Origin of the sequence: Nonomuraea gerenzanensis (assembly GCF_020215645.1) — a bacterium.
In the GTDB taxonomy this organism is placed as follows: domain Bacteria; phylum Actinomycetota; class Actinomycetes; order Streptosporangiales; family Streptosporangiaceae; genus Nonomuraea; species Nonomuraea gerenzanensis.
Genome location: NZ_CP084058.1, coordinates 8244191 through 8267751 on the forward strand (window position 1 = coordinate 8244191; position 23561 = coordinate 8267751).

Here is a 23561-nt window from a genome sequence, read left to right on the forward strand (position 1 = left end):
TGCGGCTTCCTTTCGTGTAAGCGCTTACAGAGAGGGTTGAGTGAAAGCGCTTACAGAAATGTACGTGCCAACCACGTTAACTTCTCTCCCAGACCCCGTCGAGTAACGGTGAGGTCACGGCGAGGATGGGTAGGTTCGGCTGCATGCTCTACGGCGAAGAACATGTCCGGCGTTACCAGGAGACCGACGGGGCGGAGGGCCACGACTGGAACGACACCGTCGTGCTCCTGCTGACCACCAAGGGGCGCAAGTCCGGCCGCCCCTTCACCACGCCCCTCATCTACCAGCCGTTCGGCGACGACTACCTCGTGGTGGCGTCCAAGGGCGGCGACCCCGACCATCCGGGGTGGTACAAGAACCTCCAGGCCAACCCGGAGGTGGAGGTGCAGGTGAAGGGCGACAAGTTCAAGGCCCGCGCCCGCACGGCCGCGCCGGAGGAGAAGCCCGAGATGTGGAAGGTGATGGCGCGCACCTGGCCCGACTACGACGAGTACCAGAAGAAGACCGACAGGGAGATCCCCGTCGTCGTGCTCGAACGCGCCACCTGACAGCGCGGAAGGCCCCGCCGTGACGGGGCCTTCCGCCGGTTCTCACTTGATCTGGTACGCCCGCACCACGGTCTGGGTGAAGGCGTTGCCACCGGTGTCGGCGGCCTTGACCCGCAGCGAGGCGAACGTGCCGCGCGCCCAGGCCGGGTGCCAGGTCCCGGCCGACCACTCGCCCTTGCCCGACGGGTGCACCAGCGTGGGCAGCCAGGTGCGGCCGTCGTCGTAGGAGATGTCGAGGCTGAGCGTGCGCAGCTTCAGGTCGGGCGAGCCGGCCTGGCGCTGGAGGCGCAGGGGCAGGCGCGCGGGGCCGACGGCGGCCCTGTTGCGCTCGTCCAGCTCGGCGTCGATCTTGACGGCCAGCAGCGGCAGCAGCTGCCGCTCGCCCGCCGCCGGGGTCTTCGACCGGAACCGCCACTCGGCGCTGACCCGGGTGGACAGCTGCGTCATGGCGGGGGCCCGGTCGGCGGTCATCGTCAGGCGGTACTCGCTCTCCTTGCGCTCGGCGGGCACGTCGATCCAGCCGGGCAGGGTGTCGGTGGTGCTGTAGATCTCCTTGCCGTCGCGGTAGAGCTTGGCCTGCGGGGCCGTGTACGAGCCGAAGGAGTGGCGGTCGGGCCTGCCGTCGTCGAACAGCGAGGTGCTGAACTGCAGCAGGTTCTCCTCGCGCCAGTTGTAGTCGCCGTCGGGGTTGAGCGCGGCCCCGAGGACGGCGCCGTTCCAGCGCTCGGTGCTCTTCCGGCCGGCGCGGTAGACGGTGGTCCGGCCGAAGAAGAACTGGTCGAGGTCGTCGATGCCCTCCGGCGGGAGCTTGTACTGGGCGAAGGACGGGTACCAGCCGGTGTCGCCGGGCGTGTAGTACTCGGTCCTGGTGAACGGCAGCGGCACGTGCGCCACGTGCACGTACGGCATCCAGGCCAGCTCTGTCCCGTACAGGACGGGCAGCGCCATGTGCTCGCCGGTCTTGCCGTCCCGCTGGGCGGCGTAGGTGGAGGTCACCTCGGCCAGGTCGCGGCGGCGCGGGCGGTAGCCGGGGTCGGCGGGGATGCGCGGCTCGGCCTTCATCAGGTGGTAGAAGTACGGGCTGGCGTCGTAGGTGCCGTCGCCCTTCGGCTTGGCCCACTGGGTCCAGCGGTAGTAGGCGAACTTCTTGCTGGCCGTCCGGGCCGTCGGGATGGCCTTGATGCCCTCGACGCGCTCCGCGCCCCACATGCCGGCCAGGTCCACGTCCACGCCGAGGGGCTGCTTGCCCTCGACGAGCTGGAGCATGCCCAGCATGCCGATGGCCAGCCGCGCGGTCGGCTCCTCCGTGCGCACGTCCACCGGCTCGGCGCGGCGGGCGTCGGCGGTGACCGTACGGTCGCCGTCGAGCGTGAACTCCGGCTCGGCCGCCATCACCAGCGTGCCGTCGTGGTCGGCCATCAGGATGACGACCGTGTAGCGGCGGCCCTTGAGCAGCCGCAGGTCCAGGCTGCCGCCGGAGACGTCGTAGTTGGTCTGCTCGCCCGACTCGACGTCGATCACGCCGGCGAAGGCCGTCCCGGCCGGCTGCCCGTCGCTGCCGGTGAAGCGCAGGCCGAGCCCCCGCTTCTCCGGCTCGACGCGCATGCCGATGCCGGTGCGGACGCTGACGTCGCCGCTCCTGGCGATGACCGTGCCGCTGAACAGGCCGGTCGCGGCGGGCTTGGCTGTCACCGTCACCTGGGCGGTGCCGTGCGCGGGCACGTCCACCGCCTCGGCGCTCAGGCTGAACGGCGTGACGCGCTGGCCGGCGCCGTCCTTGGCGAGCACGCTCAGCTCCAGCCGGACGGGGGCGTCACCGTCGTTGCGGTAGGTGAGCGTCCTCGTCTTCGGGGCGGTGTCGGGCAGCTCGACGTCCCCCATGCCGAGGGAGGCGGGCTCGGTCGTGATCCGCTGGCCGACGGCTCGGGCCACGTCCACCCGGCCCGAGCCCTGCACGTACGCGCCCAGCTCCTCGCCGGGGGCCGTGGCGGCCATCAGCGCCGCCTTGATGCGCTCGCCCTTCCAGTCGGGGTGCAGCCCGGCCACGACGGCCGCCGCGCCCGCCACGTGCGGGGTGGCCATGGACGTGCCGCTCATCTCCGTGTACAGCTCGTCGCCCGAGGCGCCCTCGGGGGCGCCGGCCCTGGCGGCGACGATGCCCACGCCGGGGGCGATCAGGTCGGGTTTGACCGCCGCGTCACCGGGGCGCGGGCCGGTGCTGCTGAACTGGGCGACGACGTCGGCGTCGCGGTGGGAGGCGCCGACGGACAGCGCGGCGTCGGCGCTGCTCGGCGAGCCGAGCGCCTGGGGCCCGTCGTTGCCTGAGGCGATCACGAACAGCGTGCCGTACTGGGCCGAGAGCGTGTTGACGGCCTGCTCCAGCGGGTCGATGCCGGGAGCGTCGGGGCCGCCGAGGCTGAGGTTGGCGACGCGGGCGCCGTTCTGCGCCGCCCAGGTCATGCCCTCGACGATGGCCGAGTCGGCGCAGTAGCCGTCCTGGCCGCAGACCTTGCCGATCATGAGCTTGGCGCCGGGGGCGACGCCCTTGCGGCTGCCGCCCGAGGCGGCGCCGGTACCGGCGATCGTGGAGGCGACGTGGGTGCCGTGGCCGTTCAGGTCGCTCGTGTCGGGCTCGGCGGTGAAGTTCTCCGTCTTGACGACCTGGTTCGCCAGGTCGGGGTGGCCGGGGTCGTAGCCGGTGTCGAGCACCGCGACGGGGACGTCCTGGCCGGTGTGGCCGGCCGCCCAGGCGGCGGGCGCGCCGATGTGCGGCACGCTGACGTCGAGGGAGACCTTGGCCTTGCCGTCGAGCCAGATCCTGGCGGGGGCGGCGGCGGTCCGCGCCTGCCCCGTCAGCGTCTGCCACAGCGCACCGGTACGGGGCTCCTGCCTGGCCACGCCGTTGACGGCGGGCAGCGGGCGCCCCTCGGCGGCGCGCAGCGCGGCGGAGCCCTCGGGATAGGTCACGATGAGCGGGAGCCGCGGGCTGGCGGCGTCGTCGTAGCCGAGCGCGGCGAGCCGGGTCACGTCGAAGAGCCGGGGGTCGAGGGTGCCCGCGGCCAGCAGGGGCAGCGCGTCCACGGGCACGATGCTGAGCCCGTCCGCGGACCTGCGGTGCACGAAGTGGATCCGCTCCCGGCCCGGGCCGGGAGCGACGTCGAGCTGGGTCTGCTTGTTGGGCAGCTCGCGGAGGGTGACCTTGTCGCCGGTGATGAGCGTGATCGTCTTCGCCGGTTGGAGCTTGGTGGCGGGCTGGACGGGCGCCGCGTGGGCCGGTGCGGCGATCGCCGTGGCGGCCAGTAACACGACGCCCAGGAGGGCCGTTCTCTGTTGCACATCCCGCTTTCTAATTGTCAGTGAATTTTGGTGACAAGGTGGTGTCCGTGGCCTATTGCGGCAACTGCCGGAAACGGCCAAGATCGAGCACGTGCAGGAGGACGGCCGCGCGCTGGAGATCGTCGGCATCAGCGCGTTCGACGAGCGGATCTACCGCAGTGTGCTGGCCTGCCCGGGGATCACCGTGCAGGAGCTGGTCATGCGCAGCGGCGAGAGCGCCGGGCGCATCCAGTCGTCGCTGAGCAGGCTGCGGGCCAAGGGCCTGGTCAGCCGCCTGTGGGGGCGATCGCCGCGCTGGACGGCGACGAACCCGGGCACCGCGATCCGCTCGCTGGTCCGCGACATGCAGAGCGAGCTGGACCTGCTCACCGACACGGCCGACGAACTGGAGGCGGCCTTCCGCGACGTCGGCACCGACCCCGCGGGCGGCGACCAGTTCGAGGTGCTGGCGGGGCCGGAGGAGCAGGCCCGCTGGTACGTCAGGCTGCAGCAGGAGGCCAAGGAGGAGGTGCTGACCTTCGACCGGCCGCCGTACGTGCTGGACTACCACAACCCGCTGCAGACCGACCTGCTGCGCAACGGCGTGCGCTACCGAACCATCTACGTGCCCGAGGCCTTCGAGCACGCCGGGGCGCTCGACGAGGTGGGCAGCCTGATCAGGGCGGGCGAGGAGGCGCGGATCCTGCCGTGGCTGCCGTTCAAGATGGCGCTGGTCGACCGGTCGCGGGCGGTCATGCCGCTGCACATGGACCCGCCGCTGACCCGGGGGGTGCTGATCAGGGGGTCCACCATGGTGGTGGCACTGGTGGAGTTGTTCGAGCGGCTGTGGCGGGAGGCGCTGCCCGTACGTCCGGAGCTGTGGTCGCAGGGGTCGCCCGAGCTGACGCCGGAGGGCGATCCAGACGCGGGGCTGAGCCTGGAGGATCGACGGCTGCTGGCGCTGCTGGCGGCCGGGCTCAAGGACGACGCCATCGCCCGGCAGCTCGGCACCAGCCCGCGCAGCCTGCGGCGGCGGCTGCGGCACCTGCTCGACGAGCTGAACGCCGAGACGCGCTTCCAGGCGGGCGCCCAGGCCAGCCGCCGCGGCCTCGTCTGAGACGGCGGCGAGACCCCGGAGCAGGCGTGGCGGCCAGGCAGGCGTGGAGGTCGGACACCCAGGCCGGCGGCGTGGCGGCCGGGCAGGCGTGGACGTCGGACACCCAGGCCGGCGTGGGGGTCAGGCGCCCAGGGAGGCGTAGAGGTCCAGGGTGCGCTCGGCGATGCGCGTCCAGGAGAAGTGCTCGATGGCGCGGGCCCGGCCCGCCTCGCCCATGGCGCGCGCCCGCGCGGGGTCGCCCAGCAGGGCGTTGACCCGCTCGGCGAGGTCGGCGGCGAAGCGCTCGGGGTCGTGCGGCGTGCCGTCGGCGGCCTGCGAGATGGGCACCAGCAGCCCCGTCGCACCGTCGGCGACCACCTCGGGGATACCCCCGGTCGCCGTCGCCACCACCGCGGTCTCGCAGGCCATCGCCTCCAGGTTGACGATGCCCATCGGCTCGTAGACCGACGGGCACACGAACACGGTGGCGTGCGTCAGGAGCTGGATCACCTGGGGCTTGGGCAGCATCTCCTGGATCCAGAACACGCCGTCGCGGTCGAGCCCGCGCACCAGCTCGGTCACCTCCGCGGCGATCTCCGGCGTGTCGGGCGCGCCCGCGCAGAGCACGAGCTGCGCCGCCGGGTCGAAGGAGCGGGCCGCGTGCAGGAGGTGGACCAGGCCCTTCTGCCGGGTGATGCGGCCGACGAAGATGACGTACGGGCGGCCCGGGTCGACGCCGTGCCGCTCCAGCACGTCGGTGGCCTGGTCGGGAGCGTACTCGGCGGTGTCGATGCCGTTGTGGACGACGGTGACCTTCTCCGGCGCGATCTCCGGGTAGGCGGCCAGGACGTCGCGGCGCATGCCCTCCGAGACCGCGACGACCGCGTCGGCGGCGGCCAGGGCCGTGCGCTCGGCCCAGGACGAGATCGCGTAGCCGCCGCCGAGCTGCTCGGCCTTCCACGGGCGCAGCGGCTCCAGGCTGTGCGTGGTGATCACGTGGGGCACGCCGTGCAGGAGCTTGGCCACGTGGCCGGCGAAGTTGGCGTACCACGTGTGGGAGTGCACGACGTCGGCGCCCTGGCAGGCGGCGGCCATCTCCAGGTCCACGCCGAGCACCTGCAGGGCGGCGTTGGCGCCGGCCAGCCCGCCCGGCACCCGGTAGGCGGAGACGCCCGGCTCGTCGCGGTCGGCCCCGAAGCAGCGCACGCGTACGTCGGCGAGCTTCCTCAGCTCCCTGGCGAGGTACTCCATGTGCACCCCGGCCCCGCCGTAGACCTCGGGCGGATACTCCCGGCTGAGCAGATCAACACGCATGAGACGACTTTAAGGGGGGTCTGGGCAAGAAAAACACATCGACAAGCCCAAGGTCCGCAAGTCCGGTTCGTACATTGGACCCCATAACCGGACAAGAAAGGAGCTTGGCGCGCGGGGTTTCGTCGATAGATCGGCCATTTGAGGGTAGCGTCCTGGACATGAGGTCCCGGAGGGTGCTTGCGGTCGTGCTGGCAGGTGGAGAGGGTAAGAGGCTCATGCCGCTCACGGCGGATCGAGCCAAACCGGCGGTGCCGTTCGGCGGGATGTACCGCCTCATCGATTTCGTGCTGTCGAACCTCGCCAACGGCGGCTTCCTGAAGATCGTCGTGCTGACGCAGTACAAGAACCACAGCCTCGACCGGCATGTCTCCCGAACCTGGCGACTGTCGGCGATGCTGGGCAACTACGTCACGCCGGTGCCGGCCCAGCAGCGACTCGGGCCGCGCTGGTTCTCCGGCTCCGCCGACGCCTTGTTCCAGAACCTGAACCTGATCTACGACGAGATGCCCGAGCACGTGATCGTGTTCGGCGCGGACCACATCTACCGCATGGATCCGCGGCAGATGGTCGAGCAGCACGAGGACTCCGGCGCCGACGTCACGGTGGCGGCCATCAGGCAGCCGCTGTCGCTGGCCGACCAGTTCGGCGTGATCGAGACCGACCCCGAGGGGCGGCGGATCGTGGCCTTCAGGGAGAAGCCGAAGGACGCGGTGGGGCTGGCCGACTCCCCCGACGAGGTGTTCGCCTCGATGGGCAACTACGTGTTCAAGACGCAGTCGATGATCGACGCGCTGCGTGAGGACGCGCTCGACCCGACCAGCAAGCACGACCTGGGCGGCAACATCATCCCCATGCTGGTCAAGTCGGGCGGCGCCGACGTGTACGACTTCGCCAACAACATGGTGCCGGGCTCCAGCGAGCGCGATCGCGGCTACTGGCGCGACGTGGGGACGCTGGACGCGTACTACGAGGCCCACATGGACCTCATCTCGGCACACCCGATCTTCAACCTCTACAACGACAAGTGGCCGATCTTCACGGGGCACGACCCGCTGCCTCCGGCCAAGTTCGTGCACAACGACGGCGACCGGGTGGGGCGGGCGATCGACTCGCTGGTGTCCCCCGGGGTGATCGTCTCCGGCGGCACGGCCATCAGGTCGATCCTGTCGCCCAAGGTGGTGCTCCACTCGCACTCGCTGGTGGAGGACTCCGTGCTGATGGAGAACGTCAAGGTGGGGCGGGGCGCGATCGTGCGCAAGGCGATCATCGACAAGAATGTGGTGATTCCCGATGGGGCGCGGATCGGGTTCGACCTCGAGTACGACCGGACGCGGTTCGCGTTGACCAGGGGTGGGGTCGTGGTGATCGGCAAGAACGAGATCGTCGATCGGTGAGCGGACCAGCCGCCGGGGGCCGCGGCCCCCGGCGCGACGGCACGGCAGCTCAGCGGCGGCACGGCAGCACAGCGGCGGCAGCGCAGGCAGCGCAGCGGCGGCAACTCGGCGGCGGCAGCGCGGCGGCACAGCGCGGCAGCGCCGCAGCACAACGGCTCGGCAGCACAGCGGCGCGGCAGCACAGCGGCGCGGCGGCTCGGCGGCGCGGCAGCACAGCGGCGCGGCGGCTCGGCGGCGCGGCAGCACAGGGAGAACGATCGGCCGCGCAGGGAAGTGGCCGTATAGGGAGAACGGCCGCGCCGGGCGATGAACGCGCGCGGGAGATGGTCGCGCCCGGGAGATGGTCGCGCCCGGAAGATGGTCGCGCCCGGGAGATGATCGTGCACGTGAATGACAAGGTCCCGGGCCACGCGAGTGCCCCGGGACCACGCCGGACTAAGCCGCGGAACCGGCCTGAACCGGTCTCCACTCAGAACCGGTAAGGCGAGGCGGGCCAGCCGTAGCCGCGCGAGCCCCAGCCGCCGCGCAGGCCCCAGCCGCGGTTGCCCCAGTTGCCCGGCGAGGCCCAGTTGGTGGTGTAACCGTGACCGTGGCCCTGGTTACCCCAGTTGCTGCCGCCCCAGTTACCGTTGTCCCAGCCGCCGTTGCCCCAGCTGTTGCCGCTGTCCCAGGTGTTGCCCTGGTCCCAGTTGTTGCCGTCGTCGTACTTGTCGTACTTGTCGTACTTGTCGTGCGCCGTGCCGTGGTCGCTCTCGCACGCGTCGGCCTCGCGCTGACCCGAGTAGACACCCCAGGTGTCGATGCCCAGCGAGCGCGACGCGTCGGCCAGGCTCAGGTTGCAGTAGGCCGGAACGGCGCTGGCCGGCGTGGCCAGCACGACGAGTGCGGCGGCGGTGGCAAGTGCGCCACCTGCCGCTATGAGCGTACGTTTCATGATCTCTCCCTGTAGTCACGATGTGACATCGGTTCCTCACTGTACGTAGCTGGCCCAGGAACGCCGTGTAACGCCACGCCCGGAACTGTCTCGTCGGTTTGTCGCACGGTGGGTCATAGCCACCGGTTATGACGACAGGTCTTGGACGGGATCAGCGGCCCAGCCGCATGATCGGGGCCATGCGAACCTCATGTGTGATCGCCCTGGTCGCGTTCCTTTCTTTCCTGGCCGCCGCCTGCGGCGCCGCCCCGGCGACGACCCCGGCGGCCACCCCGGCAGCGGCCACCCCTGCAGCCGCTACCCCGGCCTCCTCACCCTCGGCCGACGCCACGGTCACCGGCGTGGACGGGGCGGCGCAGGCGTACGTGGACGCCGTGAACGCGGGCGACCTGGACGCCCTGGTCGCCTCCTTCGCCACTGACGCCGAGATCATCGACGTCAGCCGCAGCATCAAGGGGCACGACGCCATCAGGCGGTGGGCGGGCGACGAGGTGATCGGCGGGACGTTGCGGGTGCTGTCGATCGCCGAGCGGCGGGCGGACGGGCAGAAGCTGCTCGTCCACTGGGCCCCCGGCGGGTCCGGCGGCTGGCGGGCGCACTACGACTTCACGGTCGGGAGCGGGCGCATCGTCAAAGCCGATCTCCAGTACGCCTGACGCTTTTGGGTCTTGCTGCCGCAGCCCTTCGGGATCACCCTGGGGGCCACAGGAGGCAGTGACATGTCACACCCACTCGGAGTCAGCCGTCCCGATCTAGAAGTCACCGACCTGCCCACGCCTGAAGAGGTCTTCAAGGTCTCCAGGATCGGCTTCAAGGAACTGTTCAAGTACGCCGTCGGCCCGAGCCTCATCGCCCTGGGCATTTCCATCGGCAGCGGCGAATGGCTGCTGGGCCCCCTCAACGTGGGGCAGTACGGATTCGTCGGCGTCGGCTGGGTCATCCTGGTGTCGGCGCTGCTGCAGACGTTCTACAACGTCGAATGCTCCCGCTACGTCCTGGCGACCGGCGAGACGCCCGTGGTCGGGTGGGGGCGGGTGCCGCCGGGCTGGATGTTGTGGGTGCCGCTGTCCGTCCTCATCGTGATCTTCGCGTTCATCGCGGGCGGCTGGGCCGCCTCGGCAGGTCAGGGCGTGTACGCGCTGGTGCACGGCGTACCCCCGGCCGCCGACGCCGTCGAGCCCCGGCTGTGGGCCATCGGGCTGCTGGTGCTGGTGTTCCTCATCACCGCCGCCGCCCGCCGCGTCAGCCGCGCGCTGGAGCTGGCCAACTGGGTGATGGTCGGCACCATCCTGCTCGCCCTGCTGGCCGTGGACCTGCTCGTCGTCCCGTTCAGCATGTGGTGGGAGGGCATCCGCGGCTTCATCACCCCGGCTGCCCCGCCCGCCGGGATCACCGCCACCCAGCTCGGCGCGCTGGCCGGGTTCACCGCGCTGGCCTCGGGCCTGAACTGGTACGTCATGGGCCACTACCGCGACAAGGGTTACGGCATGGGGCACCGCGTCGGCTACATCTCCGGGCTGCGCGGCGAGCGGCGCGCGATCCTGGCCAGCGGCGTCACCTTCCCCGACGACGAGCGCAACCGCGGCCTGTGGCGGCGCTGGTACCGGCTGCTCATGGTGGACATGTGGGGCGTGTTCTTCGTCGGCGCCATCCTCGGCATGCTGCTGCCCACTCTCCTCATGTCGCAGGCGGTCGCGATGTCGGGCGAGCGGCCCACCCGGGCGAACGTGCCCACCTTCGTCGCCGGCGTCCTCGGCGACCAGTACGGCCAGGTGGCCTTCTACGTCGCCCTCGTGATGGGGGTGCTGATCCTGTTCTCCACGCAGCTCGGCATCTTCGAGGCCATGGTCCGGGTGACGACCGACGCCGCCAACGCCACCAGCCCGCGCCTGCGCCGGCTGATCGAGGGCGACCCACGCCGCTTCTACTACCCGTTCATGCTGCTGCTGCTCGTCATCATCTCGATCGTCATCTTCCAGTCGCTGCCCGTGGGGCTGGTCGAATGGTCGGCCAACATGTCGAACCTGGGCGCGCTGATCTACCCGTTCCTGCTGATGTACCTGAACAGCAAGCTGCCGCGCCCGGCCCGCCCGCGGCCCTGGCACTACGTCATCCTGGTGCTCAACTTCCTGTTCTTCGGGTTCTTCTTCGTCAACTTCATCGCCGACTTCCTGGGGGACCCGCTGGTCACGTTCTAACCGGCGGGCCAGAGGGTGATCGCGGCGTCCACCGTCCGGCCGTCGGGGTCGGCGAAGATGACGTACGCGAGGTCGGAGGCGTGGGTCAGGATGCACAACCGCTGGTGCGGCCTGGCCCGCCTCTCCCCCACGGTGACGCCCTCGGTGGGCGGGCTGCTGCGGCACTGCTCGCGTGAGGTGACGACGAGGGTGCGGTTCTCGTCCACGTAGACGGCGTCGCGCGAGAGGACGAGGTCCGCGTCGCCCGGCTCGGCCGTGACGGGGCCGTCGGGGGTGAGCCGCCACAGGGCCATGGCGCTCCTGGCCGCCGGCCGGGGGAGGGAGACGATGTCGTCGTAGAGCGGCTGCTCGGCGGGCGCCTGGGTGCTCTGGGTGAGCTGGACGTCGGTGGTGGCCGCCGGTGGGGTGGCGGGGCCCGCGCTGATGGGCTCCTGGGTCATGAGCGGACGGAACGCGAGCACGCCTGCGGCCACCAGGGCGGCCGTCATGGCGACCGGGAGCAGGGCCCTGCCCAGCGAGAGCGTCCAGGTCGCCCGTTCGCGAGGCGGGGCGGCGGCGGGCTCGTCAGCGCGAGGGGCGAAGACGGGCTCCGCGGCCGGCAGGGGCTTCGGGGCGGGAGGTGGCAGGCCGAGGAGCGAGATCCAGTACCGCTGCCACAGGCTGAGGTCCCGGCGGACCGGCACGCCACCGGGCTCGTACGGGCGGCTGTCGATGAGCGCGTCCCAGTAACGTCGCGCCAGCGTGCGGCCCTGGTGCCGGCCGGCGCTCATGGCGTCGCCTCCCGTGGCTGCTCGGCAGGCGTGTCAGGGACCCCGCGCAGCGAACGCAGGGTGCCGACCTGCCGCAGCAGCGCGGGCGCGGAGGCGCCGACCGCGATGGCCGCCATCGTGCCGGTGATCTGGTCCCTGAACAGCAGGCACGCCGCCGCGCCCAGGGCCAGCCTGGTCGCGGCCACGAGGGAGTCCGCGACCGGATCGAGGTAGTCGTCCAGGCGCGGCAGCCTGCCGCTCCTTCGCTTCGCCCTGGCCTTCCTGCGTGCCTGCTGCCAGGCCGTCAGCGAGCTCCACACGTAGAGGATCTCGATGACCGCTCCCCCGACGGCCCCCAGACCCGCGGCCGTCAGCGCATCCATGACTCCGCCCCCAGTTCTGCTCTGGGGCCCAGCATGCTCGGGCAGGTCATGGGCGGGCGAGCACCGGGTGGTCAGGTAGTGCTCACCCGCGAGGTGGACGAGTGTGTCGGCGCCGGTGGTCCGGTGAAGGTCGCCCGGAACCGGGCCGTGGTGGCGTGGCCGTGGACGAGGAGGAGGCCGAGCGGGCGGCCGTTGGGGTTGCCGGGGGCCGTGGCCGTGCGGGCGGTGAAGCCCTGCGGGATCGTCAGGGTCAGGTGGGGTGCGCCGGGGAAGGCCCAGGTGCCGTGGAGGTGCCGGTCGGCGGGGGTCGGAAGGGTGCGCAGGGCGGTGAGCCAGGCGTGTTGCGAGGTGGTGGCCGTGTCGTCCGGCGTGCGGGCCTGGTCGGCGGCCGTGTCGTCCGGCGTGCGGGCCTGGTCGTCGGCCGGTCCGGTCACGGTGAACGTGCCGTCGCCGTGGAAGGCCCACTCGATCTCGTCGGGGTGGGCGAGGGTGACCGTGAGGACGTCCGTCCAGCCGTGGTCGTGGACGGTGATCGTACGGCGCAGGACGTGGCCGTCCCACGCCGACTCGGCCGTCACGTGCCGTGGGGACCAGTCCAGGATGCGGCCGGTGTGGGCGGGCTGGGGGCGGGCGCCGACGGTGACGATGTTGTGGGCCGCCGGTGAGCGCATCCAGGCCGTGAAGTCCGCGCCGTAGCCGCTCGTGCCGAGGTCGAGGCTGGACCAGCCGGTGACGGTCTGCACATCCACGGCCAGCTTGTCGCGGTGGTCGTGCCAGCCCGCGTCCGGGCCCGCGCGCAGGACCAGGCGGACGGCGGGTGATCGCAGGAGGGCGATCCCGGGCCCTCGCCACAGGAAGGAGCCGGTGGCACCGGACGAGCCCGGGCTAGGTGCGCGGGCGCCGTCCGAGCCCGGGTGAGGTGCGCCGGCGACGCCGGCGCCATCCACCCCCGGCTGGCCCGAGACCTGCGCGGGTTCGCCGGGAAGGTCGTCCGGGCCGAAGACGAGGGCGGCCACCGAGGGGCGGTGCGTCAACGGGGCGGTGTGCTCGGGGAGCTGGGCGCCGTACCAGAGCCGCAGCGGCGCCGGCCGGGGATGGCGGTAGTAGGGGGTCAGGTCGGGGCGGGCGGTGGGCAGGAGGGTCCAGGCGGCCTCGGCCTGCGGGGCGAAGTCGCCGGTGAAGCAGTCGGGCCAGCCGTCCCCGTACGCGGGCAGCCGGCCGTCCGCGTACGCCAGCAGCGGCGGCGCGGCGATGGCCCTGGACAGGCGGGCGGCGGAGTCCTCGGACAGGCCGGACGGGCCCGTGGCCTCGACGTAGGACAGGAGGGCGGCCAGCGCGTAGTAGTGGTAGTGCGGGTTGATCTCGTACCAGAGGCCCTCGGGGTGGAAGCCGTGGCGGACCTGCGCCTCCGCGCCGTGCTCGCCGTCGCGGCACCAGGCCAGCAGGTCCGCGTCGCCGAGGCGTACCGCGCACTCGGCCAGCGCTGCCAGGAGCCAGCAGTGGATGTTGTGGACGGCGCCCACCTGCGGCCTGAGCAGGTCCGCGACGGCCGCCGCCATCCCGTCCACGGCCTGCCGCGTGCGCGGGGCGAGCGCGTCGCCGGCCCAGCGGGCGGCGCGCAGCAGGCCGACGGCCCACACGGCTTCGTCGAGCGACTGCGGCTGCACCCGGCCGGTGCCCGCCGCCTGCCCGTGCGGGGTGTAGGCGAGGTAGTCGCGGGCGTAGGCGGACAGGATCCGGTCGAGCTCGGCGTCGGGACGCAGGCCCGGATCGAGCCCGGCAGCTTGGCGCAAGCCCAGATCACGCCCGGCGGCAGGGCGGAGGTCCCGGTCACGTCCGGCGGCAGGGCGGGGGTCCGGGTCACGCCCGGCGGCAGGGCGGGGGTCCGGATCACGCCCGGCGGCAGGGCGGGGGTCCTGGTCGAGCTCGGCGGCGGGGCGGGGGTCCGGGGCGAGGTGCAGGAGGAGGGCGGCGCGCTGGGCCTGGGCGGCGAGGGCGTCGTGGGTTTTGGCGCGCCAGGCGCCGTCCCACGGCTCCCCCGCGTACACCTTCCCGCACCCCGTGCACACGTGCCGCTCCGGGCAGGCCCGGTCGTAGCGGAGCGCCGCCCCGTCGGCGTCGCAGAAGTAGTGGTGGGTCCACGCCGACTCCCGCTCAGGACCGGGGACGGGCGTGCCGTGCCACCTGGCGAAGCCGTCGCGCAGCGCCGCCACGACCGCGCCGGCCCACGGGCGGGTCGCGGCGCGGCGGCGTACCGAGGGCCAGCCGGGACCGAAGCTCACCGCGCCCGCCCACCGCACGACGGGAACGCACGCAGAGGTGTCGCAGCCACCCGACCACCCTACGGGGACGCGCCGCGCACCCTTGTGGAAGGCGGCCACGGCATGGTTCCTTGGCTGAATGATCTCCCCCTACACCGGCTGGACCAGGCAGCACTGGGCGGATCTGGCCGACCGCCTGCTCCTGTCGGCGCGCCGGCACGCCTCCCCCTCCCACGCGCGCATCAGCTTCCCCGGCCGGCCCGGCGGCTACGGCCCCGACGTGGACGCTCTGGAGGGGTTCGCGCGGACGTTCCTGGCGGCCGGGTTCCGGGTCGCGGGTGAGGGCGGGGGCGACCCGCTGGGCCTGATGGAGTGGTACGCGCGGGGTCTCGAAGCGGGCACCGACCCGCACCACCCCGACCGCTGGGTCCGGCTGGACGAGCACGGCCAGGCCAAGGTGGAGGCCGCCTCCATCGCGCTGGTGCTGCACCTGACGAGGCCGTGGCTGTGGGACCGGCTGTCCCCGCGCGTGCGTGAGCAGGTGGTGGACTATCTGGCGCCGGCGGTCGGCTCCGATTACCCGCCGATCAACTGGGTGTGGTTCCAGATCGTCGTGGAGCAGTTCCTGGCCTCGGTCGGCGGCCCGTACGCGCAGGAGGACATCGACGCCGGCCTGGCACTGGCGGAGAGCTTCGAGCGCGAGGACGGCTGGTACGCCGACGGCGCCGAGCGCGCCTACGACCACTACGCCGGGTGGGCGCTGCACTTCTACCCGCCGCTGTGGCGCGAGATGGCGGGCCTCGGGCCGGACCCCCGGCACCTGGAGCGCCTGGAACGCTTTCTGGACGACGCCGTGCACCTGGTCGGCGCCGACGGCTCGCCGCTGATTCAGGGCCGCAGTCTCACCTACCGGTTCGCCGCCGCCGCGCCGTTCTGGGTGGGCGCCTGGACCGGGGTCGGCTCGCCGGGGCTGCTGCGCCGGGCCGCCTCCGGCATCGCGCGGCACTTCGCCGACCACGGCGCGCCCGACGGCGACGGGATCCTGAGCCTGGGCTGGCACGGCCCCTACCGGGCCGTCGCGCAGGACTACTCCGGCCCCGGCTCTCCGTACTGGGCGGCGAAGGGCCTGTTCGGGCTGGCGTTGCCGGCCGGGCATCCGGTGTGGACGGCCGTGGAGGAGCCACTGCCGGTGGAGCGGGACGACTTCACCCGGGTCGTACGGGCGCCGGGGTGGCTGGTCAGCGGCACCCGGGCGGACGGCGTCGTACGCGTCGTCAACCACGGCACCGATCACTCGCACCCGGGCTCCGACCTGGCCGACGCGCCGCTGTACGCGCGGCTGGGGTACTCGACGGCCACGTTCCCGCTGCTGGAGGGTGATCCGCTGGACCAGTCGGTGGTCGTCCTGGACGAGGAGGGGCGGGCCAGCCATCGCACCGGGTTCACCTCCGGTCCCGTGCGGGTGCTGCCGTCGGGGACGCTCACCGGGTCGTCGCGCTGGCGGGCGCATTGGGGCGAGCAGGGGCCCGGGCCCGATCACGGGTACTCCAGGGCGGGCGCTTCGATGCGGCACGGGCCTGAGGTGGAGGTCGTGTCGGTGGTGCGGGGGGCGTGGGAGGTGCGGCTGGCCAGGCTGTCCGAGCGGGCGTGCGGGCTGCGGGTGGGCGGCTGGCCGGCGCCTGAGGGCGGCCCTGTCACGCGGGTGGTGGGTGGGGGCGGGCTGGGTGTGTGCGGGGTGGAGGTGGTGGGGACGCCGTTGGGGGAGCGCACGGTGGTCCCTTGGTGTGCGACGGGCGGGGAGGTGGAGGGCGGGCGGTGGTACGTCGCCGCGGTGCTGCTGGGGGACGGTGGGCAGGTGCCGGTGTTCGAGGGCTGGAAGGTCACCTGGGCGGACGGGACCGTCGACGACCTCACGATGCTCTCGGGGGTGTCGGAGTGAGCTGCGGGGTGAGCGGGCCGCCAGGGCGTCCGTAGAAGGCCAGGACTAGGGACCGGCCCGGCGGCACGGGGCGTGCGAGCGTGGGGCGGCACGGGCGGGCACGGGCCGGGCGTGGCGCAGGGGTGTGGCGCGGGGGCGCGGCGCAGGCCGAGCGCGAGGCGCGGCGCAGGCGGGCGTGGGCGGCGCGTGAGGTGCGGCGGGCGCGGGAGATGCCCGGCCACGTCTTGCCGTGGCCGGGCAGCGGTGACCGGGTCAGTGACGGCCGCGCTGGTGGCGGTTACCAGTCGCCGCCCTCATCACCACCCTCGAAGAACTCCTCCACGACCTCCTCCACCACCTCACCGGCCACAAGCCCTCCGACCACACCGGCGGCCCCAGCGGCGACCACCGCGCCCATCCCCGGCCCACCGTGCTGCCCGTGCTGTCCGTGGTGCCCACGGTGCCCGCCGTAGTGGTGATCACCGTGGAAACCGGCACCACCGTGCTGCGAGCCCCCGTACTGGGAGAGGCTGTCGAGCCACCGCCCCAGCTCCCCCGCCCAATCGGTGCGCAGCGCATCCTCATGGCTGACGTGGAAGCGGCCGATGGCGTCGCTGGAGGAGTAGCGGCCGGTGCGCTTGTCGGCCTCCAGGACCACCTCCAGCCCCGCCGGGTCGGCGACGAAGGTGACCTCGACCTCGCCCACCCGGCCCGCGTAGTGGCCGGTCGGGTAGAACTCGATCTCCTGGTAGAACGGCAGCTCCTGCCGGACCCCGTACAGGTGGCCTGCCTCCAGGTCGGCGGCCTTGAAGGCGAAGCCGAGCTGCAGGAACGACTCCAGGATGCGCAGCTGCGAGGGCAGCGGCTCGACGGCGACCATGTCGAGGTCGCCCTTGTCGACGGCCTTGGCGATGGCCAGCTCGGTCCGCACGCCCACGGCCATGCCGCGCAGCGGCTGGCCGGCGATCTCGCTGATCGGGGTCTCCCACGGGACGGGGATGCGGAAGTCGACGGTGCGTTCCTCGCCCTTGCGCAGGGTGAAGGGGCCGGAGACGCGGGCGCTGCCGAACTCGCTCAGCCCGGCGCTCTCACCGTCGCCGTGCTCGATCTCCACCCGGGCCACCAGGCCGAGTGTGACGTGCTCGATCTCGGCGTCGAAGTCGCCTCCCTTGAGCCGTACCTCTCCTTCCAGCGTGCCGCCAGGCCGGGTACGCGGTGTGGACAGGACGGTGTCCACCGAAGGCGCGCCCACCCCGAACGCACCCAGCATCCTCTTGAAGACCACGGCTCTTGTTCTCCTGTCGAGCGAAGATCGGAACGTGTGACGCCCGCGTCAACGATCGGCCGTGGGATGGAGTTCCTCGGCGCGCTCACGCATGAGGAGCTGGTCCAGCTTGGCGTTCACGGCGGCCAGCTCCTGCTTGACGGAGGCGAGCTCCGACGCGCCGTCGCCCTCCTCGTTCATGGCGTTGACGACGACCGCGATGAACAGGTTCAGCGCGACGAAGGTGGACATGAGGATGTAGACGATGAAGAAGATCCACGCCCACGGCTTCTGCTCCATGACCTCCTGGGCGACGTTCCCCCAGTCGTCCCCCGTCATGATCTGGAAGAGCGTGAAGAGCGAGCGCGGCAGCTCGTCGAAGCGTTCCGGCATGATGTCGCCGAAGAGCTTGGTGGCGATGACGGCCGCGATGTAGATCATCAGCACCAGCAGGCCGATGATGGAGGCCATGCCGGGCACGGCGGCGAGCAGCGCGCCGACCACGCGGCGCATGCTGGGCACGGCCGAGACGAGCCGCAGCGCCCGCAGGATGCGCAGGGCGCGCAGCACGGACGTGGGGCCGGAGGCCGGGATGAGCGCGACGGCGACGATGATCGTGTCGAACCAGTTCCACGGGTCCTTGAAGAACGCCTTGCGGTAGGCGTACAGGCGGGCGGCCAGCTCCACCGTGAAGACGGCCAGCGCGACGCGGTCGATGGCGTGCAGCAGGCCGCCGGCCCGCTGCATCAGGTACGCGCTGGTCTCGCAGCCGATGGTGATCGCGTTGACGACGATGACCAGGATGACCGCCCGCTGCACGAGCCGGCTCTCCAGGATGGCCCGAACGCGTTCCTGCCCAGACAAGGATCTCCCCTCCGCATGATCGTTGATCATCGTAGGGACGCGTGGGGACCGTGGTCCCGGGCAAGGCTACGGTGAGAGATGGATCACAGGCCGCCGTTCTGCCTGACCCGCTCGACGAGCCGGCACACGTGCGCCCGCAGCAGCTCGCGGTCGGCCAGGCTGCGGGTGGCGCCGCGGCGGCGGTCAGCGGGCGCTCCACTTGATCTCGTACGCCTTGAGCGTGTACTCCTTGCCGTCCACGGTCGTGGTGACGTCCCCGTCGGTGGTGTTGACCAGCAGCAGCTGCTCCGGCTGGGCCAGCACCCTGACCGACGACTCGGAGGAGGTGACCTGGTCGAGCCGCGCACCGGCGGGGAACCACTTGACGAAGTCGCTCACGAGCTGCCCCGTCCGCGTCTCGGCCCCGCTGCGCGGCTCCCACAGGCAGCCCTGGCACTCGCCCTCCTTGGCCTGCGGGTTCCAGTAGAGCGCGGTGGCGGCGCCGCTGGTCGCGAACTCGATCATGGAGGCGGCCTGTACGGCCAGGCGCCGGGGCTCCTCCCAGTTCGTGCTGCCGTCCTCGGGCTCGAAGTACCACTCCGACCACCAGATCGGCATGTCGCCGGTCTTCTCCCGCAGCCACTTGGTCACCGCGCCGAACTTGCCCAGCGCGCCGAACTCGTCCGGCAGCAGCTCGTGCGCGTCGGTCGGCGAGGCGCCGTCGACCACGATGAAGTCGGCGCCCTTCTTGTTCTCGTACCAGTAGTCGAAGGCGTCGAGCACGTTCTGGTTGACGACCCCCCAGTCGCCGCGCAGCTCCGTGTCGCCGGTGGCGTTGCTGTCGAAGCCGAGGTACGGGCCGCCGACCTGGGCGTCCGGCCGCACCGCCTTCACCGCGTCGTAGACCTTGTTGTACATCTCGGTGTAGCCCTTGTAGTCCGCGGGCTTGGCGTGGTCCTTCCAGAAGCCCTTGAACTCGTTCCACACCATGAAGTACTTGACGTCCTTGTACCGCGAGGCGACCGCCGCCGACAGCTTGGCGAAGTCGTCGTAGAACTCGGGGTAGGGGGCGTCCTCCAGGTGCTCCGCCCAGGCCGAGTCCGCCGTGGGGCCCTCGGGGCCGCCCTTCATCCAGTCGGGGGCGCAGCAGAGCGTGATGACCGGGGTGGCCTTGGACTGCCGCATGAGGTTCATCCGGCTGTCGAGGTCCTCCCAGTAGTACTGCCCCGGGTACGGCTCGGGGTTGAGCGCGCCGAAGCCCATGATGTGCTGGTTCTGCACCATCGGGGTCTTGGCCAGCTCACCCGCCACGACCTGCTCGAACTCCCTGGTGACGTTGTTGGCGCTGACGCCCGTGTGGGTGAAGCCCCAGCGGGGCCAGCCCTCGTCCACCTTCGGCGGCGCCACCTCCGGGCTCGCCTCCTGCGTCTGCGGCGCGGCGCTGCTCTGCTGCGGCGCCGGCGGTCCCTGCTGTGCCGTGCCGCCCATGCTGCCGCACCCGGCCAGGATCACGGCCATGGTGGTGACCCCCGTCACCCGGCCGAGCCTGCGCCAGAACGATCCCCCGCTAGTCGTTGCCACCCAGTTCTCACCTGATCCCAACTCTGTGCATGCCGCTCGTAGCGTTCCATGCATGGGCTAAGACGGGCATATCGGGGAACGACTTTCACAGCTAATCGTTACCGTTCGGTGCTCGTGGCCGCGCGATCGCCTTCCAGGGCGGCGGCGGTGCCCACGACGGCCAGATGGCTGTAGGCCTGCGGGAAGTTGCCGACCTGACGGCCGCGCGCGGTGTCGTACTCCTCCGCCAGCAGCCCGACGTCGTTGCGCAGGGCCAGCAGCCGCTCGAACAGCTCGTGCGCCTCGTCATGCCTGCCGAGCAGGGCCAGTGCGTCGGCCAGCCAGAACGAGCAGGCCAGGAACGTGCCCTCGCCCCCGGTCAGCTCGTCGAGGTTGTCCAGGTCGTGGCGGTGGCGCAGCACCAGGCCGTCCCTGCCCAGCTCGCGCCGCACGGCCTCGACGGTGCCCGCCACGCGCGGGTCGGACGGCGGCAGGAAGCCCAGCCTGGGAATGAGCAGCAGCGCCGCGTCCACCCCGCGCGAGCCGTAGAACTGGGTGAAGGTGTTGCGGTCGGCGTCGTAGCCCTGCTCGCACACCTCGCGGTGGATCTCCTCGCGCAGCGACTTCCACCGGCCGGCGGGGCCCGCGTGGTCGCCCGACTCGACGGTGCGCACCATCCGGTCGGCGGCCACCCAGGCCAGCACCTTGGAGTGGGTGAAGTGGCGGCGCGGGCCGCGGATCTCCCACAGGCCGTGGTCGGGGTCGCGCCAGTGCCCCTCCAGATACTCCATGAGCGCGCACTGCAGGTCCCACGCCGCGTGGTCGTGGTGGAGGCCGGCCCGTCTGCCCTGGTAGAGGCAGTCGAGCACCTCGCCGTAGACGTCGAGCTGGACCTGGGCGTACGCGGCGTTGCCGATGCGCACCGGGCGGGAGCCCTCGTAGCCGCCCAGCCAGTCGGCCCGCCACTCGGGGATGCGCCGGGTGCCGTCGAGCGTGTACATGATCTGCAGGTCGGCCGGGTCGCCGGCGACCGCGCGCAGCAGCCAGTCGCGCCAGGCCCTGGCCTCCTCCTCGTAACCGGCCCGCAGCATGGCGTGCAGCGTGAAGGAGGCGTCGCGCAGCCAGCTGTAGCGGTAGTCCCAGTTGCGGGTGCCGCCGATCTCCTCGGGCAGCGACGTGGTGGGCGCGGCGATCAGGCCGCCGGTGGGCGCGTAGGTGAGCGCCTTGAGGGTGAGCAGGCTGCGCCGCACGGCCTCGCCGTACCTGCGGCCCCGGTACGCGCAGTCGCGCAGCCAGCCGGTCCACGTGCGCTCGGTGTCGTCCAGCGCGGTGAAGGCGTCCACCCTGGCCGGGCGGGGCAGCCAGGACTGCTGCCAGGTCAGCACGAACGGCAGCCGGTCACCCGCCGCGACGGCGAAGCTCGCCGTGGTGGTGCCGTCGCTCTCGTCGAGCTGCACGGGCGCGTCCAGCCAGGCCGAGTCGGGGCCCGCCACCGCCGCCAGCTCCCCGCCGTCCTGGCGGGTCCACGGCACCACGCTGCCGTAGTCGAAGCGCAGCGCCAGCTCGGTCCGCATGTCCACCCGGCCGCGCACGCCCTCCACGATGCGGACGACGTCCGGCGCCTCGACGCGCGGCGGCATGAAGTCGAGCACCCGCACGCACCCGCCGCCGGTCTCCCAGGTGGTCTCCAGGATCAGCGTGTCGGGCCGATAGCGGCGGGTGGCCGTGGCGCGGCCGTCGGCGGGGGCCAGCAGCCAGCGCCCGGCGCGCGGGTCGTCGAGCAGCGCGGCGAAGCAGGCCGCCGAGTCGAAGCGGGGCAGGCACAGCCAGTCGATGGAGCCGTTGGTGCCCACGAGGGCGGCGGTCTGCATGTCGCCGATCAGTGCGTAGTCCTCGATCCGCATCGGTCCACCCCCTCGCTCGGTTTGTGCCCCAGGGCCACCGGATGGAACGCAGGGGTTATCCCTGGGTCGCTCCCGGTGTCGCGGGCCGGAGAGGGGGTGGACCCTGGGGTCATGGCCGCTGAGGGTGACATTCTCTCGGCCGAGGTCGAAGCGGTGCCCGGCCGGCAACGCCAGGTGGCCTCCGCCCTGACGCGCCTGGGTTTCACGGTGCTGCACCTCGGGACGACGATCAGCGTGAGTGCGCCCAGGCAGGTCTGGGAGCAGGCGTTCGGCCTGCCCCAGGTGGAGGTTCCGGGGGAACTGGGCGAGCTGGTGGTCGGCGTGCACTTCGCGGAGCCGCCAGATTTCCACGCCCTTTGACGTCCATTTCTGGTCTTCATTCGCAAAGGAGCGACATGACCACGATGACCGAGCGGCGGGAGGACACCGTCTACTTCGAGGCGGCCCTGCGTCCGGACACCGGGGCCTCGATGTTCGCCGAGTCCTCCGCCACCCAGAACGCCGGCCTGGACGAGCTCAGACCGGCGCCCGGCCTCGCCGAGCGCACCGCGAACGCGCTGCAGGCCAAGGGCTTCACCGTACGGCACCTCGGAACCTTCTCCATCAGCGCGGAAGGCCCGCGATCGTTGTGGGAGAGCACGTTCCACACGCACGTCGAGGTGCGCCAGGCCGAGCTGGAGGGCCGCCCGCCGGACGTGACCGCCACCGCGGGCGCCCAGGTGCCCTATCTCGCGCACGTCAGCGGCGAGCCGTTCACGATGCCGCAGGACCTGGAGCCCTACATCGAGCGCGCCTACCCGCAGCCTCCCCCGCGCTTCTTCGCCTCGCCCATCCCGCCCCGGGTGAGCTACCACCACCTGCGCGTCCCCGACGACGTGGCGCTCCTGCTGCGCGCGCACCCGCTGCACGACCGCGGCGTCACCGGCAGGGGCGTGCTGGTCGCGATGCCGGACACCGGCTTCTACCGGCACCCCTTCTACGACCACCACGGCTACAACTACAACGCCACCCTCGCCCCCGACGCGACCCGGGTGCAGCACGACGAGCACGGGCACGGCACCGCCGAGGCGGCCAACATCTTCGCCTGTGCCCGCGACATCGACTTCGTCGGCGTCAAGATGGGCGCCAACGCCACGCTCGCGTTCAAGGCCGCCTCCGACCTCGCGCCGGCCGTCATCACGAACAGCTGGGGCTACCACCTGCCCGGCCTGGACACGCTGCCGAACTTCCTGCGCCCGCTGGAGCTGGCGGTCATCGAGGCGGTCCGCGAGCGCGGCATCACCGTCTGCTTCTCCGCGGGCAACGGGCACGTCGCCTTCCCCGGCATGATGCCGGACGTGATCTCCGTCGGCGGGGTCTTCGTGGACGAGACGCCGGTCAACGGGGAGTTCAGGCTGGAGGCCTCCGACTACGCCAGCAGCTTCGACAGCCTCATCTACGCCGGGCGGCACGTGCCCGACGTGTGCGGCCTGGTGGGCAAGGCGCCGCGGGCGATCTACATCATGCTGCCCGTCGAGCCGGGTGACGAGATCGACACCAGCCTGGCGGGGCCCGGCTACCCGGCCAAGGACGGCACGGCGCCCGACGACGGGTGGAGCGTGATCAGCGGCACCAGCGCCGCCTCGCCGCAGGTGGCCGGGGTGTGCGCGCTGCTCAAGCAGGTCCAGCCGGGGCTCTCGCCCGCCCTGGTCAAGGCCGTGCTCAAGGCGTCGGCCCGCGACTGCGCCGAGGGCAAGAGCGCGATGGGGCAGGTGGCCGGCGACGGCTACGACGGGCCCACCGGGGCGGGGCTGGTGAACGCCGAGGCGGCCTACCGGCTGGCCCGCTCGGTCGCCCCGCGCAACCCGCACCCCTTCCCGCCGCTGCGCTGACCGGCGGCC

General features: G+C 72.2%; 18 protein-coding genes. 8 read left to right on the plus strand and 10 right to left on the minus strand.

From position 1 onward, the window contains the following. The first annotated feature begins 143 nt into the window (after nucleotides 1–143). Nucleotides 144–548, plus strand: coding sequence for a nitroreductase family deazaflavin-dependent oxidoreductase (locus LCN96_RS38350; protein ID WP_225267323.1), 405 nt, complete (start codon nucleotides 144–146; stop codon nucleotides 546–548). Between the two features lie 42 nt (nucleotides 549–590). Here the strand turns inward: LCN96_RS38350 and LCN96_RS38355 are convergent, their stop codons facing one another. Beyond that, nucleotides 591–3884: a S8 family serine peptidase gene (locus LCN96_RS38355; protein ID WP_225267324.1), complete on the minus strand. Its 3294-nt coding sequence runs from the start codon at nucleotides 3882–3884 to the stop codon at nucleotides 591–593. 55 nt (nucleotides 3885–3939) lie between these two features. Here LCN96_RS38355 and LCN96_RS38360 point away from each other — a divergent pair, with 55 nt between their 5' ends. Further along, nucleotides 3940–4980: a TrmB family transcriptional regulator gene (locus tag LCN96_RS38360; protein ID WP_225267325.1), complete on the plus strand. Its 1041-nt coding sequence runs from the start codon at nucleotides 3940–3942 to the stop codon at nucleotides 4978–4980. Between the two features lie 120 nt (nucleotides 4981–5100). Here LCN96_RS38360 and glgA read toward each other — a convergent pair whose 3' ends face one another. Beyond that, complete coding sequence (glgA, locus tag LCN96_RS38365) at nucleotides 5101–6273, minus strand: glycogen synthase (RefSeq protein WP_225267326.1); 1173 nt, start codon at nucleotides 6271–6273, stop codon at nucleotides 5101–5103. Between the two features lie 158 nt (nucleotides 6274–6431). On the opposite strand from glgA, the gene glgC reads away from it, so the two are divergent. After that, entirely contained in the window at nucleotides 6432–7667 is a 1236-nt protein-coding gene (gene glgC, locus LCN96_RS38370; protein WP_225267327.1) for a glucose-1-phosphate adenylyltransferase, read from the plus strand. Nucleotides 7668–8136: 469 nt separating this feature from the next. Here the strand turns inward: glgC and LCN96_RS38375 are convergent, their stop codons facing one another. After that, nucleotides 8137–8601 (minus strand): hypothetical protein, encoded by a 465-nt coding sequence (locus tag LCN96_RS38375; protein ID WP_225267328.1) that lies wholly within the window; start codon nucleotides 8599–8601, stop codon nucleotides 8137–8139. Nucleotides 8602–8780: 179 nt separating this feature from the next. Between LCN96_RS38375 and LCN96_RS38380 the strand changes: the two genes are divergently transcribed. Together LCN96_RS38380 and LCN96_RS38385 are read left to right on the plus strand one after the other, a co-directional pair. Continuing rightward, nucleotides 8781–9257, plus strand: coding sequence for a nuclear transport factor 2 family protein (locus tag LCN96_RS38380; RefSeq protein ID WP_225267329.1), 477 nt, complete (start codon nucleotides 8781–8783; stop codon nucleotides 9255–9257). A 63-nt stretch (nucleotides 9258–9320) separates the two neighbouring features. Further along, entirely contained in the window at nucleotides 9321–10799 is a 1479-nt protein-coding gene (locus LCN96_RS38385; protein ID WP_225267330.1) for an Nramp family divalent metal transporter, read from the plus strand. On the opposite strand, the gene LCN96_RS38390 is transcribed toward LCN96_RS38385, so the two are convergent. The 3 genes from LCN96_RS38390 to LCN96_RS38400 all read right to left on the minus strand — a co-directional run bounded on the left by LCN96_RS38390 (nucleotide 10796) and on the right by LCN96_RS38400 (nucleotide 14213). Continuing rightward, nucleotides 10796–11569 (minus strand): hypothetical protein, encoded by a 774-nt coding sequence (locus LCN96_RS38390; protein WP_225267331.1) that lies wholly within the window; start codon nucleotides 11567–11569, stop codon nucleotides 10796–10798. The two genes, LCN96_RS38385 and LCN96_RS38390, sit on opposite strands and share 4 nt — an antisense overlap. Further along, complete coding sequence (locus LCN96_RS38395) at nucleotides 11566–11931, minus strand: hypothetical protein (protein ID WP_225267332.1); 366 nt, start codon at nucleotides 11929–11931, stop codon at nucleotides 11566–11568. The genes LCN96_RS38390 and LCN96_RS38395 overlap by 4 nt, the downstream gene beginning before the upstream one ends. Before the next feature lie 71 nt (nucleotides 11932–12002). Next, nucleotides 12003–14213, minus strand: a complete 2211-nt coding sequence (locus LCN96_RS38400; RefSeq protein WP_225267333.1) for a heparinase II/III family protein — start codon at nucleotides 14211–14213, stop codon at nucleotides 12003–12005. A 118-nt stretch (nucleotides 14214–14331) separates the two neighbouring features. On the opposite strand from LCN96_RS38400, the gene LCN96_RS56880 reads away from it, so the two are divergent. Next, nucleotides 14332–16131, plus strand: a complete 1800-nt coding sequence (locus LCN96_RS56880; protein WP_263657371.1) for a DUF2264 domain-containing protein — start codon at nucleotides 14332–14334, stop codon at nucleotides 16129–16131. Between the two features lie 277 nt (nucleotides 16132–16408). Here the strand turns inward: LCN96_RS56880 and LCN96_RS38410 are convergent, their stop codons facing one another. The 4 genes from LCN96_RS38410 to LCN96_RS38425 all read right to left on the minus strand — a co-directional run bounded on the left by LCN96_RS38410 (nucleotide 16409) and on the right by LCN96_RS38425 (nucleotide 21681). Further along, nucleotides 16409–17395 (minus strand): sporulation protein, encoded by a 987-nt coding sequence (locus LCN96_RS38410; protein WP_225267334.1) that lies wholly within the window; start codon nucleotides 17393–17395, stop codon nucleotides 16409–16411. Between the two features lie 48 nt (nucleotides 17396–17443). Next, nucleotides 17444–18238, minus strand: a complete 795-nt coding sequence (locus LCN96_RS38415; protein ID WP_225267335.1) for an ion transporter — start codon at nucleotides 18236–18238, stop codon at nucleotides 17444–17446. Nucleotides 18239–18421: 183 nt separating this feature from the next. Continuing rightward, a complete protein-coding gene (locus LCN96_RS38420) occupies nucleotides 18422–19798 on the minus strand; it encodes a glycoside hydrolase family protein (RefSeq protein ID WP_225267336.1) in 1377 nt (458 codons plus the stop codon). A 98-nt stretch (nucleotides 19799–19896) separates the two neighbouring features. Next, a complete protein-coding gene (locus tag LCN96_RS38425; RefSeq protein WP_225267337.1) occupies nucleotides 19897–21681 on the minus strand; it encodes a glycoside hydrolase family 15 protein in 1785 nt (594 codons plus the stop codon). A gap of 111 nt (nucleotides 21682–21792) precedes the next feature. Between LCN96_RS38425 and LCN96_RS38430 the strand changes: the two genes are divergently transcribed. Together LCN96_RS38430 and LCN96_RS38435 are read left to right on the plus strand one after the other, a co-directional pair. Next, nucleotides 21793–22041, plus strand: a complete 249-nt coding sequence (locus tag LCN96_RS38430; RefSeq protein WP_225267338.1) for a hypothetical protein — start codon at nucleotides 21793–21795, stop codon at nucleotides 22039–22041. A 35-nt stretch (nucleotides 22042–22076) separates the two neighbouring features. Continuing rightward, the gene (locus LCN96_RS38435) at nucleotides 22077–23552 is read left to right on the plus strand and encodes a S8 family serine peptidase (protein WP_225267339.1); all 1476 of its coding nucleotides are present in this window, start codon (nucleotides 22077–22079) and stop codon (nucleotides 23550–23552) included. Nucleotides 23553–23561 lie beyond the last annotated feature (9 nt).